The sequence below is a fragment of the Bradyrhizobium sp. I71 genome (assembly GCF_022354745.1).
In the GTDB taxonomy this organism is placed as follows: Bacteria; Pseudomonadota; Alphaproteobacteria; order Rhizobiales; family Xanthobacteraceae; genus Bradyrhizobium; species Bradyrhizobium liaoningense.
The window spans coordinates 5837718-5852355 of record NZ_CP059398.1 but is presented as its reverse complement, the minus strand read 5'-3'; the positions used below and the strand labels follow the sequence as shown (position 1 = coordinate 5852355).

The window sequence follows — 14638 nt, the reverse complement described above, 5'->3', positions numbered from 1 at the left end:
AGAGATGGGCCCCGGCTCAGCAGCGCATCACTTCGTGCTGCGCTGCGTCCGGGGCACGAGACCGTCCTAGCTCTTCGGTGCCTGCTTCTCGGACGCGGTCGCCGGCTTGCCTTTGGCGCCGACCACGCGGACCGCGTCGCCATCCGACAGACCATCCGGCGGGGCGGTGATGACGCGGTCGTCCGGCGCGATGCCCGACGCGAGCTCGATCTCGCGGCCGAGATCGCGCGCGATGGTGACCGGCTTGAACAGCACCTTCTCGTCCGCACCGACCGTCGCCACACGCAGGCCGCTGCCGTTGAAGATCAGGGCGCTGGCGGGGATGCTGAGCGGCGCGGAGTCACGCTGGAGGCTGAGCTTCACGCTGGCATAGCCGCCGGGCATCAACTCGCCTCTGGAATTGTCGAGCCCGAGCTGCATGCGCGTGGTGCCGGAGGCGACATCGACTGCCTGCGATGAAGCCTCCACCGTCGCCTGAAAGGTCCGGTTGGGATATTCCGGCAGCGTGATGATCGCCTTGGCCCCGATCTTGATCGCCGGCACGTAGTTCTGGGGCACGTTGACGTAGACGCGCAGCTTGGTGATGTCCGAGATCACGAACATCGCCGGGCCCGAGCCGCCGCCGGCATTGATGAGCGCGCCGACGTCGGTGTCGCGCGCGGTAACGACGCCGTCGAACGGCGCGGTGATCTTCTTGTAGCCGGCGAGCGCTTCCAGGCGCTCGACATTGGCCTGCCCCGAATTGACGGCCGCCTTCTTGTTGGAGAGGTCGGCGGTGCGCTCGTCGATCTCCTGCGCCGAGACGAAGTTGGAGGCGACCAGCGTCTTGCGCCGGTTCAGCGTTGCCTCCGACAGCCTGGCGCTGGCCTGCTGGCTGGCGAGGTCGGCGCGGGCTTGCAGCAACTGCTGATCGAGGTCGGGCGCCTCGATCTCGGCAATCACCTGGCCGGCCTTGACGCGCGCGCCGATGTCGGCGCTCCAGCTCTTCAAATAGCCCGACACGCGCGCGAAGATCGGAGCCCGGTAGTAGGCTTCCAGCCGGCCCGGCAGCTCGATGGTGGCATTAAGGTCCTTGGCATTGGGCAGCGTCACCGCCACGCTGGGAACGGCCTGGTCGTCGGTCCATTCCTTCAGCTTGGAGCCCTGCTCCTCGCGGGCACGGATGCCGGTGCCCACGACGAGGCCTGCCGCAATCAGCGCCACCACGCCGAAGATGCCCAATTTCCGGTGCGACACCGGGGAGCGGGGTTCAGTGGACGACATGCGGAGTCTCCAATGAGGCGGCGGCTTCGGCGCCTTGTTTCTTGTGAACCATGCTGAACACCACGGGAACAAACATCAGCGTGGCGAAGGTTGCAAAGATCAGGCCGCCGATCACGGCCCGGCCGAGCGGTGCATTCTGCTCGCCGCCCTCACCCAACCCGAGCGCCATCGGCGCCATGCCGATGATCATGGCGAGCGCGGTCATCAGCACCGGGCGGAACCGGACGAAGCCGGCTTCGAGCGCGGCGGCGATGGGATCGCCGAGCTCCTCGTAGCGCTCGCGGGCAAAGGAGATCACGAGCACACTGTTGGCGGTGGCAACGCCCATGCACATGATGGCGCCGGTGAGCGCCGGCACCGACAGCGTGGTCTCGGTCATGAACAGCATCCAGACGATGCCGGCGAGCGCGGCCGGCAGCGCTGTGATGATCACGAACGGGTCGGACCAGGACTGGAAGTTCACGACGATCAGGAAGTAGATCAGCACGACGGCCCCGAGCAGGCCGAACAGGAGGCCGGTGAAGGCGCTGTTCATGGTCTGGACCTGGCCGAGCAGCACCACGGAAGATCCCTTCGGCACCTCCCTGGCGGTGTCGGCGATCAGCTGGCGGATGTCGGCGGCAACCGCGCCGAGATCGCGGCCCGAGGTCGTGGCAAAGATCTGCACCATGGACTGGATGTCGTATTGTGAGACCACCGCGCTCGACGTCGAGCGCGTGATGTCGGCGATGCCGCCGAGGATCGGCGACTGCGCATTGCTGGCCGCGGTGATCGGCAGGGTCTGCAGCGCACTGAGCGAGTCGATCTGGTATTGCGGCGTCTGCATCACGATCGAGTAGGACACGCCGTTGTCGGGATTGAGATAGTAGGTCGGCGCCACCTGCGAGGAGCCGGCGAGATTGACCACGAGGCTGTTGGTGACGTCGCGCTCGGTCAAGCCGACATATTGCGCGCGGGTGCGGTCGACATCGATGTTGAAGGTCGGGTTGTTCGGCGACTGCTGGATGCGCGCATCGGCAACGCCGGGAATCTTGCGGACCTTCGCCAGCAGGCTGTTGGCATAAGCGAAATTCGCGCTGACATTGGCGCCGCGGATTTGCAGGTCGATCGGCGCCGGCGCGCCGAAATTCAGGATCTGGCTGACGATGTCGGCCGGCAGGAACGCGAAGCTCACGCCGGGAAACAGGCGCGGCAATTGCTCGCGCAGCACGCGGACATGCTCTTCGGTCGGCTTGTGGCCTTCCTTCAGCTTGATCTGAATGTCGCCGTCCTGCGGGCCGATCACGCCGGTGTTGTTGTAGGTCATGTTGATGCCGGAGATCGGCATGCCGATATTGTCGGTCATGGTCTCGATCTCGCCCGGAATCAGCTTGCGCACTGCCTTCTGCACGTCGGCGAGCTGGTTCGCGGTCTCCTCGACTCGGGTGCCGACCTGGGTGCGGACATGCATCAGGATGTTGCCGGCATCGACGGCTGGGAAGAAGTTGCGGCCGAGGAACGGCACCAGCGCGAAGGACGCGCCGACGACGCAGATGAAACCGATGACGAACACCGCCCGGCGCGCCAGCGCCAGGCCAAGGAGGCCGCGATAACCACCGCGGATGCGCTCGAACCGCGCCTCGAAGCCGCGTTGGAACCAGACCAGTGGATTGCGCGACTTCGGCGGACCGCCCTCGTGATGGACATGCGCCTTGAGCAGATAGTTCGCCATGGTCGGCACCAGCGTGCGCGACAGGATGAACGACCAGATCATCGCGAACATCACGGCTTCCGCCATCGGCACGAACAGGAAGCGCGCGACGCCGGTCAGGAAGAACATCGGCACGAACACGATGCAGATACACAGCAGCGAAACGAAGGCCGGCGTCACGATCTGGTTGGCGCCGTCGAGGATGGACTGCTCGACCGGCTTGCCCTGCTCCAGATGGTAGTTGATGTTCTCGATCGTGACCGTGGCGTCGTCGACGAGGATGCCGACCGCGAGCGCGAGGCCGCCGAGCGTCATGATGTTCAGCGTCTCGCCGATCGCCGACAGCATGATGATGGCGCCCAGCACCGACAGCGGGATCGAGACCGCGATGATGATGGTCGAGCGCCAGCTGCCGAGGAACAGCAGGATCATGACGCTGGTGAGCAGCGCCGCGATCACGCCTTCGAAGGCGACCCCCTGGATCGCGCCGCGGACGAACACCGACTGATCACCGATGAAGCCGATCTTCAGTGCGTCGGGCAGCTGATCCTTGACGTCGATCACCTTCTGCTTGATGCCGGCGATGATATCGAGCGTCGAGGTCGCGCCCGCCTTCAGCACCATCATCAGCACCGAGCGGTTGCCGTCGACATGAACGATGTTGGTCTGCGGCGGATTGCCGTCCCGCACGGTGGCGACGTCGCGCACATAGACCATGGCGCCGTTGACGGTCTTGATCGGCAGATTGCCGAGTTCCTCGATCCGGAGCGGCGAGTTGTTGAGCTGGATGTTGTACTCGAACTGGCCGATCTTCTGGGTGCCGACCGGTGTGATCAGGTTCTGGGCGGCCAGCGCATTGGCGACGTCCTGGCCCGAGAGGCCGCGGGCCTGGAGCGCGGTAGGATTGAGATCGATCTGGACCTGGCGCTGCTTGCCGCCGAACGGATAGGGAATCGCCGCGCCCGGCACCGTGACCAAGGGCGTACGAAGCTGGTTGATGCCGATATCGGCGAGATTCTGCTCGGTGAGCCCGTCGCCCGACAGCGCCACCTGAATGATCGGCACGGTGGACGCCGAGTAGTTCAGGATCAAGGGTGGCGTCGCGCCCGGCGGCATCTGCTTGAGCAGCGTCTGCGAGATCGCGGTGACCTGCGCGTTGGCGGTGCGGATGTCGACGTTGGGCTGGAAGAAGATCTTGATGATGCCAAAGCCGTTGTAGGAATTGGCGACGATATGCTCGATGTCGTTGACCGTGGTCGTCAGCGCGCGCTGGAACGGCGTGGTGATGCGGCCGGACATCTGGTCCGGCGGCAGGCCTGTGTACTGCCAGACCACGCCGATGACGGGAATACGGATATCCGGGAAGATGTCGGTCGGGGTTCGCAGCGCCGCGAGCGGTCCGATAATCAGCAGCAGCAGCGCCAGTACGACGAATGTATAAGGCCGGCTCAGGGCAATACGGACCAGAGCAATCATGCGCCAGGCAAATCCAGGTCAAGCGAGGATATGGAATCCGCCCCCACGGCGATCCCCTTCCCCCTTTACCTGAGCACCGCCGGAAACGCTAATCCCCGGCGGCTATTCCGCATTCACTTCCCTGCTACCGCACTGCGAAACGGACATCGCAGCCATGCGGCCGCGCGCCTCAGGCGGCGCGGACCGAGTTCAGGAACTTGCCGACCTCGAGCTTGAGGCGGTTGGAGTCGCGCGACAGCATCTGCGCCGCAGTCAGCACCTGCGACGACGCGGAACCGGTCTCGGAGGCGCCGCGCTGGACGTCGCCGACATTGGACGACACCTGCTGCGTTCCCCTGGCCGCCTCCTGAACATTGCGGGCGATCTCCTGGGTTGCGGCGCCCTGCTGCTCCACGGCCGCGGCGATCGCCGAGGCGATCTCCGACAGACGCGCGATGGTGCCGCTGATCTCGCCGATGGCGCCGACGGAATCCTGCGTCGCCGCCTGGATGCCGCCGATCTGCTGGCCGATCTCGCCGGTGGCTTTGGCCGTCTGCTCGGCCAGCGCCTTGACCTCGGAGGCCACCACCGCGAAGCCGCGACCGGCCTCGCCCGCCCGCGCCGCCTCGATCGTGGCATTGAGCGCCAGCAGGTTGGTCTGGCCGGCAATCGCGTTGATGAGCTCGACGACGTCGCCGATCCGCGATGCAGCCCGCGACAATTCGCTGACACGTTCGGTGGTCGCGTGGGCCTGACTGACCGCCTCGCTCGCGATCCGGGAGGAATCCTGCACCTGCCGGCCGATCTCGCGCACCGAGGACGACATCTCTTCGGCGGCCGAGGCCACCGAATGGACATTGGTCGACGCGGCTTCCGAGCCGGTTGCGACCGCCGTCGCCAATTCCTGCGCCCGGCCCGCGGTCGAGGACAGCGTCGAGGCCGAGGCCTCGAGCTCGGTTGCCGCCGACGACACGGTCTCGATGATCTCGCCGATCGCGGCCTCGAAGCCGCTGGCGAGCTTGGTCATGTCGTCCTTGCGTTGCGCCTCGGCACGGCGCTGCACCGCCTGCACCTCGTCGCGGCTGAAGCGGATGATGGTCTGCACGGTCTGAAGGTTGCGCAGCGCCTCGCCGATCTCGTCGTCGCGCTCGATCACGATGCGGTTGTCGAACTTGTCCTGCACGAGGTTGATCAAAGTGTCATTGAGCTGCCGCATCGGCCCCTGGATCGCTCGCATGGTTGCAAGGCCGGTGAAGCCGACGGTGGCGGCGCCGACGACAGCCAGCAGCGACAGGATCAGGCCGGCGGAACCGCCGGTGGAGAGGGCACCGCCGATGCCGAGTGCAAGCATGAACAGCGCCTGGAGCACCATCGTCGTGACCAGGCGCGCCTTCAGCGTCCCGGTGAAGATGCTGAAGCGGTCGAGCAGCGAGCGGCGACGGATGATACCGGCGTCGATGCGATAGCCGTGGGGCTTCTTCTCGCGGATTGCAGCGTAGACCTCCTCGGCGAGCTTGCGCTGGTCGGCCGGCAGCCTGGTGCGGATCGAGGTATAGCCCTTGACCTGACCGTTCTCGCGGATCGGTGAGGCCGTCGCCAGCACCCAGTAGAAGTCGCCGTTCTTGCGGCGGTTCTTCACTGCGCCGAGCCAGGGCTTGCCGGCCTTCAGCGTGTCCCAGAGATTGTCGAACGCCTCCGGCGGCATGTCGGGGTGGCGGACGATGTTGTGCGGCTGGCCCATGAGTTCCGCCGACGTGAAGCCGGCAGCGGCAATGAAATCCTCATTGAAGTAGGTGAGCTTGCCCTTGAGATCGGTTCGCGAAACGATCAGCGTCTCGTCACTGACGGGATATTCGACGGCCGAGACCGGAAAATTCTTGCGCATCGGATCCCCCAAAAAGACCGGTTCAGTGTGAAATCATTCCAATGGGAACCTCGCCCCTTGCTGGGCCGCCCTCGCCCAACATTCGTAAATCCGGTTTAACCGTCCATGAAACGGCGCGCCCGTAAGATTACTGGGAAAGCCTCGGACACTTCCTTCAAACGACATCATGCGACCGAAAAAAAATGAGCGGCGCTTACAGCGCCGCTCATGGGTTTGATGGATGGACCGCGCTTTACGCCGCGCGCACATTGGTCAGGAACTTGCTGACCTCGGTCTTGAGCCGGTTCGAGTCGTTCGACAGCATCTGCGCCGCCGACAGCACCTGCGAGGAGGCCGTGCCGGTCTCGGTCGCGCCGCGCTGCACGTCGGTGACGTTCGACGACACCTGCTGCGTGCCCTGCGCGGCCTGCTGCACGTTGCGGGCGATTTCCTGCGTCGCCGCGCCCTGCTCCTCCACCGCCGCCGCGATCGCCGACGAGATCTCCGACAGACGCTCGATGGTCGAGGAGATCTCCTTGATGGCGCCGACCGAGTCGTTGGTCGCGGCCTGGATGCCGGAAATCTGCTGGCCGATCTCGCCGGTCGCCTTCGCGGTCTGCTCGGCGAGCGCCTTCACCTCGGAGGCAACCACGGCGAAGCCGCGGCCAGCCTCGCCCGCGCGCGCCGCCTCGATAGTGGCGTTCAGGGCGAGCAGATTGGTCTGGCCGGCGATGGTGTTGATCAGCTCGACGACGTCGCCGATGCGCGAGGCGGCCTTGGAGAGCTCGCTGACGCGCTCGGTGGTGGCGCGCGCCTGGCCGACGGCATCGCCCGCCATCCGCGCCGATTCCTGCACCTGGCGGCTGATCTCGCCGACCGACGAAGCCATCTCCTCCGTCGCCGAGGCGACCGATTGCACGTTGCCGGACGCCTGGTCGGATGCGGCGGCCACGACGGAGGCGAGCTGTTGCGCCCGCTCGGCGGTTGAGCTCAGCGACGCGGCCGAACTTTCCAGCGCACCGGACGCGGCGGACACCGTCTCCACAATAGCGCCCGCGGAGGCTTCGAAACTGTCGGCGAGCTCGTTCATCGTGCGCTTGCGCTCGCGGTCGGCGACCGCCTGGTCCTGGGCGCGCTGCTCGATGCTGCATTTGAGGTCGCCTTGCATCGAGCTCAGCGACGCTGCGAGCCTGCCGACCTCGTCGGCCTGCTCAATTTCGAGTCGCTGATTGAAATCGCCCTTGGCGATGCCGTCGGCGAAATTGGCGCAATCCTGGATCGGCCGCGCGATCTCGCGTGCGGCGAATGAGATCAGGAAGATCGCCATCAGCACGATGACGAGGCCGACACCAAGCTGCCAGAACGTGCTGGACGTCGCACGGGCGCTGAGAGAGGCATCCAGTTGTCGTGCCGACGCCAGCACCACCTCGCGCGGGATCGAGATCAGGACCGACCACGCATTTTCGGTGAGCCCGAAGCGCATGGGCGCGTAGATGTCGATGTTGGCGAACTTGGGATCGTCCTGCACCGTGCTCTTGCCCGCCTTCACGATGGCGAAGCTTTCGCTCCAGCGCGGATCGGCCGCCGAGGCATTCTTGCCGATCACGTCCTGGTTGGCGCTGTTGGCGACGATCAGGCCGGTGTCGTTGAGGATCGCGACCTTGCCCTTGCCTTCGAACAGCGAGTTGTTGAGCTTGACGGCGAGCTTCTGCACGAAGTCGAGGTTGTAGTCGGCGCCGGCAACGCCGCGGAATCTGCCACCGATCATGACCGGCACCGACATAGTCGCCAGGAAGACCGACTTTCCCTGCACGATATAGGGCAGTGGGCCGAGGATGTTCTCCTTACCCGTCATGTTCGGATTGATGTACCAGGCCCCCTTCACGAGGCCGTTCGTGTGCCGTTCGCTGCTGTCATATTCGACGAGTGGCTGAACCGCGATGTCGCCGTTGGCGTTCCGTGTCCAATAGGGCAGGAAGCGGCCGGTGTTGTCCGATCCCATCTCCTTGCGTCCCTTGAACGCTGCATCGTCGCCATCGAGCGCACCGGGCTCCCAGGCCGAGTAAGTGCCGTTGAAGGCGGGGTTGAGCTCGAGCACGTGGCGAAGCAGCGCGTTGAACTGGGCGCGCCGGGCCGCAATCGGGGTGCCGGTCTTGTCGTCCGCCAGCGTCTCGAACGCATGCGCGATCGTACGCGCCGCGTCAAATCCGACCTCCAGCTCGGCCTTGATGGCGTTGGCTTCGTTGGAGGCGCGATTCATCAGGCTCTCCTTTGTCTGCTGGTCGACCAGCTGCATGACCTCGCGGGTCACGTACTGGTTCATGCTCTGCGTGGAAAAGAGACCGTAGCCGATCAGGACGACACACGTGACCGCGAGGCAAACGCCAGCGATCAGAGCGATTTTCAATTGGATGGAACGAATGGCGGCAAAGGAAAGCAGCTTCACGATGGAGTCTCCGAAACAACTGCGGAGAAAGCTAAAGTTCCCTCAGTTCGAAACCCGTAAAGATTTGGAACCGTAGAACCCACGTGAAGAATATGTCAGTGTCGGCACTTGCCTAAAAGGCAAAGGGCGACGCCGAAAGCGCCGCCCTTTGTAGATGAGGTGAGCGCGAACTACGCCGCGCGCACATTGGTCAGGAACTTGCTGACCTCGGTCTTGAGCCGGTTCGAGTCGTTCGACAGCATCTGTGCCGCCGACAGCACCTGCGAGGAGGCCGTGCCGGTCTCGGTCGCGCCGCGCTGCACGTCGGTGATGTTCGACGACACCTGCTGCGTGCCCTGCGCGGCCTGCTGCACGTTGCGGGCGATTTCCTGCGTCGCCGCGCCCTGCTCTTCCACCGCCGCCGCGATCGCCGACGAGATCTCCGACAGACGCTCGATGGTCGAGGAGATCTCCTTGATGGCGCCGACCGAGTCGTTGGTCGCGGCCTGGATGCCGGAAATCTGCTGGCCGATCTCGCCGGTCGCCTTCGCGGTCTGCTCGGCGAGCGCCTTCACCTCGGAAGCGACCACGGCGAAGCCGCGGCCGGCCTCGCCCGCTCGCGCCGCCTCGATTGTGGCGTTCAGGGCGAGCAGATTGGTCTGGCCGGCGATGGTGTTGATCAGCTCGACGACGTCGCCGATGCGCGAGGCGGCCTTGGAGAGCTCGCTGACGCGCTCGGTGGTGGCGCGCGCCTGGCCGACGGCATCGCCCGCCATCCGCGCCGATTCCTGCACCTGGCGGCTGATCTCGCCGACCGACGAAGCCATCTCCTCCGTCGCCGAGGCGACCGATTGCACGTTGGTCGAGGCTTCCTCCGAAGCGGAGGCGACCGTGGTCGCCAGCCGCTGCGAGCGGTCCGCGGTCGCAGTCAGCGTCGAGGCGGAGGCTTCGAGCTGAGTCGAGGCCGACGACACGGTCTGGACGATCTCGCCGATCATCGTTTCGAATTCGCGGGTGACATTGTCGACACGGCGGCCACGCTCGATCTTGGCTTCGGCATCCGCCGCGGCGGCTTCGTCGGCGGCCTTCTTGGCGATCAGCGCCTCCTTGAATATCTGGAGCACGTCGGCCATGGCGCCGATCTCGGTCTTCTCGCCGCGGTGGGGGACCTCGGCGGAGAGGTCGCCCTTACCCAGCGCCTGCATCGGCTGGATGATCGAGTTGATGCCGCTGGATACGTCTCGGACGAGATAGAAGCTGAGCCCAAGGCCGATCACGACAGCGGCGCCGAGAATGACCGAAACCAGCATGAAGGCATAGGCGTAGCTGTCGGCAGCCTCCTGAGCGGCCCGTTCGCCGCCCTTCGTGTTGAGCTCGATGTCCTTGTTCAGGACCTCGTCGGCCTGGAGCCCGATCTTGTTGACGGTCTTGGAGTTGAGCTCCTGCGCCTCGCGCGGGAGCTTGCCGGCCTCCTTGCGCGACAATGCCATGACCTCCTCGGTGCCCTTCTTGTAGTCGTCCCAGAGCCTGGACCATTGGTTGTAGAGCGCCCGCTCTTCCGGGGAGCTGATCATGGCCTCGTACTTGGAGCGCACCTTGGCGAGCGCTTCGCTCACCGTGGCAGCGGTCTTCTCCGTCGCGAGCTTGTCGTCCAGCGACTCGGCAAGCATGTGCTGGCGAACCACGTTGCGATACGTGATGACGCTGGCGCGCAGATCGCCGATCACCCGCACGCTGGGCAGCCAGTTCGTGGTGATGTCGACGGTGTTGGCATTCATCGACCGCATCTTCATGACGGCGAGCAGGCCCATGCCGGCCATCGCGACCAGCAGGAATGCCACGACACTGATGATTTTGGTGCGGATGGAGAGTTTGGCAAACATAATCGGGTCTCGTTGTATTGGCGCCGGCGCGCGTCCGAAGTTCTACGAATCAATCAAAGGGAGCAGCGCCGACATCCAACACCAGAGCACTTGTGCAGACGTTAACGACGGCTCCGTGCGAGCACGGAGCCCGACAGAAATGAACAGGCAGCTAAAAATGCTCTGCGCTCAGCGCATGAGCCTGATTGCGTCGGAGAAAAACTCCGCTCCGCCGAAATTTCCGGACTTCAGAGCGAGCAGCATGTCGCTTTCGGCACCGACCGCGCGCAGCACCGGAACGCCTGCGGCAATTTCTACTCCCACGAGAAATCCGGGAATCTTCAACCGATCGACAACGGCCCCGGACGTCTCGCCGCCGGCAACGATCAGTCGCCGCACGCCCGATTTTACGAGGCTCTCCGCAATATCGGCCATCGCCTGCTCGATGGCATGGCCGGCGGCGTCGCGACCGTGGCGTGCCTGCAACGCGGCGACCTGATCCGGTGTCGAGCTCGATGCGATCAGCACCGGACCCTCGGCCAGTCGTGGTGCTGCCCAGCCCAGCGCGCGCTGCACTTCGTCTGCCCCCGTAATGATACGGTCCGGATCGAGATGAAGCACCGGCATGATGCGTTCGGCATTGGCGATCTGCTGAAGCGTCGCCTGCGAGCAACTCCCGGCAAGGCATGCCGCCGGTCCGCCGACCGGCGCGCCTGCATCACTGGTTGCCGCTGCCTTGACCCTTCCAGTCGATACCAGAGCCCGTGCGAGTCCAAGGCCGATGCCCGAGGCGCCGACCGACAGCCGATGTTCGGCGGCGACGAGACCGATGGTCTCGAGATCACGGTCGAAGACGGCGTCGATGATCGCGGCGCCGATGCCCTTGCCCGCGAGCTCGGCCAATCGCGCCCGCACGGCCTCCGCGCCGCGCGTGACGGTGGCGAGATCGACGAGGCCGATCTGCGTGTTGCTCTGGCGCGCCAGCACGCGCACCAGGTTCGAATCGTGCATCGGGTTGAGCGGATGGTCCTTCAGCGGGCTCTCGTTGAGCGGCACGGCACCGACGAACAGGTTACCCTGGTAGACGGTGCGGCCGGTCTCGGGGAACGCCGGTGTCACCAGCACGACGGCTTCGCCGGAATCGGCGCGTAACGCGTCCATCACCGGGCCGATATTGCCGGCGTCGGTGGAATCGAAGGTCGAGCAGATCTTGAACAACACGTGGCCCGCGCCGCGGCCGCGCAGCCATGTTTCCGCCGCGCGCGAGCGCGACACCGCGAGGCCGGCCTCGATCGAGCGGCTCTTCAGCGACACCACGACGGCATCGACCTCGGGCAGCGCCAGATCGTCCGCAGGCACGCCGATGGTCTGCACGGTGCGCAAGCCCGCGCGCGTCAGCGTGTTGGCGAGATCGGAGGCGCCGGTGTAGTCGTCGGCGATGCAGCCCAACGCAAGTGTCACGACTTCACTCCAGCGTAGGGCTTGAACCAGGCGAGCCCATCGGTGGTCTTGCCGCGCGGATTGTACTCGCAGCCGACGAAGCCGGCATAGCCGAGCCGGTCGAGCTCCGCGAACAGGAACGGATAGTTCAGCTCCTCGCCGTCGGGCTCGTTGCGCGAGGGGATGCTGGCGATCTGGATGTGGCCGATGATCGGCATCATCTCGCGCAGCCGCATGGTGACGTCGCCATGGATGATCTGGCAGTGATAGATGTCGAACTGGAGCTTCAGGTTCGCAAGCCTCAGCTCCTGGATCAGGTCGCGCGCGAAGCCGAAATCGTTGAGGAAATAGCCGGGCACGTTGCGCGCATTGATCGGCTCGATCACGACGTCGATACCGTGGGGTGCGAAGAACTCCGCGGCCCAGGCCACCGACTTGTAGAAGGCCTCGATCGCGACGCGTTCGCCGCGATTGGCGATGCCGGCCATCAGGTGCAGGCGCTTGACGCCGGTCGCCCTGGCATAAGGCAGCGCCGTCTCCAGGCTCGCCTTGAGATCGTTGAACCGCGAGGGCAGCGCCGCAAAGCCCTTCTCGCCGGCGTTCCAGTCGCCCGGCGGCAGATTGAACAGCGCCTGGGTCAGACCATTGCGCTCGAGCCGCTCGCCGATCGCTTCCGCCGGATGCTCGTAGGGAAAGAGAAACTCGACGGCGGTGAAGCCGGCCTGGGCTGCGGCGTCGAAGCGGTCGAGGAACGGCACCTCGGTGAACATCATCGAGAGATTTGCGGCGAAACGGGGCATCGGAGTTCCTCTTGCTTATTTGTCGCCGGGCAGCTTGACGCCGGTGACCTGCGCATACATCCGCGCCACGGAAGCATCGTCGTCACGGCCCATGCCGGCGGCTGATGTCATCAGAAACATCTGGAGCGCGGCGGCGGATACCGGCACGGGGAATCGGGCAGTGCGTGCCATGTCCTGAATGATGCCGAGGTCCTTGACGAAGATCTCGACCGCGCTACGCGGCGTGTAATCGCCATCGAGCACGTGCGGCATGCGATTCTCGAACATCCAGGAATTGCCGGCCGATGCCGTGATCACCTCATAGACCTTGCGGATGTCGAGGCCCTGCTTTGCCGCAAACGCCATCGCTTCGCTGGCGGCGGCGATGTGCACGCCGGCGAGCAATTGATTGATCATCTTGAACGCAGCGCCCTGCCCGGCGGCATCGCCGAGTTCGTAGAGCTTTGCGGCCATGGCATCGAGCGCGGGCCGCGCCTTAGCAAAAGCGGCGGGACTGCCGGAGGCGAGGATCGTCAGCTCGCCTTGCGCGGCGCGCTGCGCCCCGCCGGAGATCGGCGCGTCCAGATAATGCCGTCCGGTCGCCTCAAGCTGCTTGGCCAGGCGCCGCGCCACGTCGGGATCCATGGTGGCCGAGGATACGAAGACGCTGTCCTTCGGCATGGTCTCGGCGGCCCCATCCTTGCCGAACAGGATCGCCTCCGTCTGCGCAGCATTGACGACGACGCTGACGACGACATCGGCCTCCCTGGCCGCTTCGGCCGGAGTCTTGGCCCCCGCGCCGCCATCCGTCACGAAGCGCGCCACCGCGTCAGCCGAGACGTCGCAGCCGGTCACGGCGTGGCCGGCGCGCTTCAGCGAGGTCGCCATGCCGTATCCCATCGAGCCGAGGCCGACGACGGCGATGCGCTGATTTTGAGAGGTGGAGGCGGACATGCAACTGACCCTTGCGAACGTTTCCCGGACGGCTGCCCTTTGCGGCGGCTCAGCGAACCGATATCACGGCTTGGCCGCGCTGCCAAAGCGTGAGACAAGCAGGCATGACGGCCATGAGCAACGAAACACGGTTGCGCGAGGATATCTGCCGCTTCGGACGGTCCCTGTTCGAGCGCGGACTGACGCCGGGCTCCTCCGGCAATATCAGCGTCAGGATGGACGACGGCGGCTGGCTGGTAACGCCGACCAACGCCTCGCTTGGCTTCCTCGATCCGGCGCGGTTGTCGCGGTTGGACAGTCAGGGCCGGCTGGTGTCGGGCGATGCGCCGACCAAGGAAGTTCCGCTGCACACCGCGCTCTACGACACACGCGGAAGCGCACGCGCGATCGTGCACCTGCACTCCACCCATTCGGTCGCGCTCTCGATGCTCCCCGAGATCGACCCGCGCGCCGCGCTGCCGCCGATGACAGCCTACTACCTGATGAAATGCGGCGCCACCGCGCTCGTGCCCTATTACCGCCCCGGCGATCCCGCGGTTGCGGATGCGATCAAGGGACTGGCGGGGAAATATTCATCGGTGCTGCTCGCCAATCACGGCCCGGTCGTCGCCGGCGACACGCTGGAGGCCGCGGTGTTCGCAACCGAGGAGCTGGAAGAGACGGCGAAGCTGTACCTGCTGCTGCGCGGGATGAACCCGCGGTATTTGTCACCGGAGCAAGTGAAGGATCTGGTGAAGGTGTTCGGGGTAGTGCTGCCGGAGCATGGGCACGGGCATTAGGCCCGCCTCCAACCGCGTCATTGCGAGCGCAGCGAAGCAATCCAGAATTCCTCCGCGGAAAGACCCCTGGATTGCTTCGCTGCGCTCGCAATGACGGAGGATGCGGCGACGATCGTAGCCCGCATGA

9 protein-coding genes are annotated in these 14638 nt (G+C 65.3%); 1 reads left to right on the top strand and 8 read right to left on the bottom strand.

Annotated features, from left to right (window positions below):
• Positions 1-66 precede the first annotated feature (66 nt).
• The 8 genes from FJV43_RS28130 to ltnD form a co-directional block, all read right to left on the bottom strand.
• On the bottom strand, positions 67-1263 hold the full coding sequence (locus tag FJV43_RS28130; protein WP_239622261.1) for an efflux RND transporter periplasmic adaptor subunit: 1197 nt from the start codon (positions 1261-1263) through the stop codon (positions 67-69).
• A complete protein-coding gene (locus tag FJV43_RS28125) occupies positions 1250-4429 on the bottom strand; it encodes an efflux RND transporter permease subunit (RefSeq protein WP_239622260.1) in 3180 nt (1059 codons plus the stop codon). Before FJV43_RS28125 ends, FJV43_RS28130 begins: the two co-directional genes overlap by 14 nt.
• A 169-nt stretch (positions 4430-4598) precedes the next feature.
• Positions 4599-6293 (bottom strand): methyl-accepting chemotaxis protein, encoded by a 1695-nt coding sequence (locus FJV43_RS28120; RefSeq protein WP_239622259.1) that lies wholly within the window; start codon positions 6291-6293, stop codon positions 4599-4601.
• A 232-nt stretch (positions 6294-6525) separates the two neighbouring features.
• Positions 6526-8718 carry a methyl-accepting chemotaxis protein gene (locus FJV43_RS28115; RefSeq protein ID WP_239622258.1) on the bottom strand — a complete coding sequence of 731 codons (2193 nt, stop codon included), beginning with the start codon at positions 8716-8718 and terminating at the stop codon, positions 6526-6528.
• A gap of 170 nt (positions 8719-8888) precedes the next feature.
• Complete coding sequence (locus FJV43_RS28110; protein WP_239622257.1) at positions 8889-10580, bottom strand: methyl-accepting chemotaxis protein; 1692 nt, start codon at positions 10578-10580, stop codon at positions 8889-8891.
• 168 nt (positions 10581-10748) lie between these two features.
• A complete protein-coding gene (gene otnK, locus FJV43_RS28105; RefSeq protein WP_239622256.1) occupies positions 10749-12020 on the bottom strand; it encodes a 3-oxo-tetronate kinase in 1272 nt (423 codons plus the stop codon).
• Positions 12017-12799, bottom strand: coding sequence for a 2-oxo-tetronate isomerase (gene otnI, locus FJV43_RS28100; RefSeq protein ID WP_239622255.1), 783 nt, complete (start codon positions 12797-12799; stop codon positions 12017-12019). Before otnI ends, otnK begins: the two co-directional genes overlap by 4 nt.
• Positions 12800-12814: 15 nt before the next feature.
• Positions 12815-13732, bottom strand: a complete 918-nt coding sequence (ltnD, locus tag FJV43_RS28095; protein WP_239622254.1) for an L-threonate dehydrogenase — start codon at positions 13730-13732, stop codon at positions 12815-12817.
• A gap of 104 nt (positions 13733-13836) precedes the next feature.
• On the opposite strand from ltnD, the gene FJV43_RS28090 reads away from it, so the two are divergent.
• Complete coding sequence (locus FJV43_RS28090) at positions 13837-14511, top strand: aldolase (protein WP_239622253.1); 675 nt, start codon at positions 13837-13839, stop codon at positions 14509-14511.
• Positions 14512-14638 lie beyond the last annotated feature (127 nt).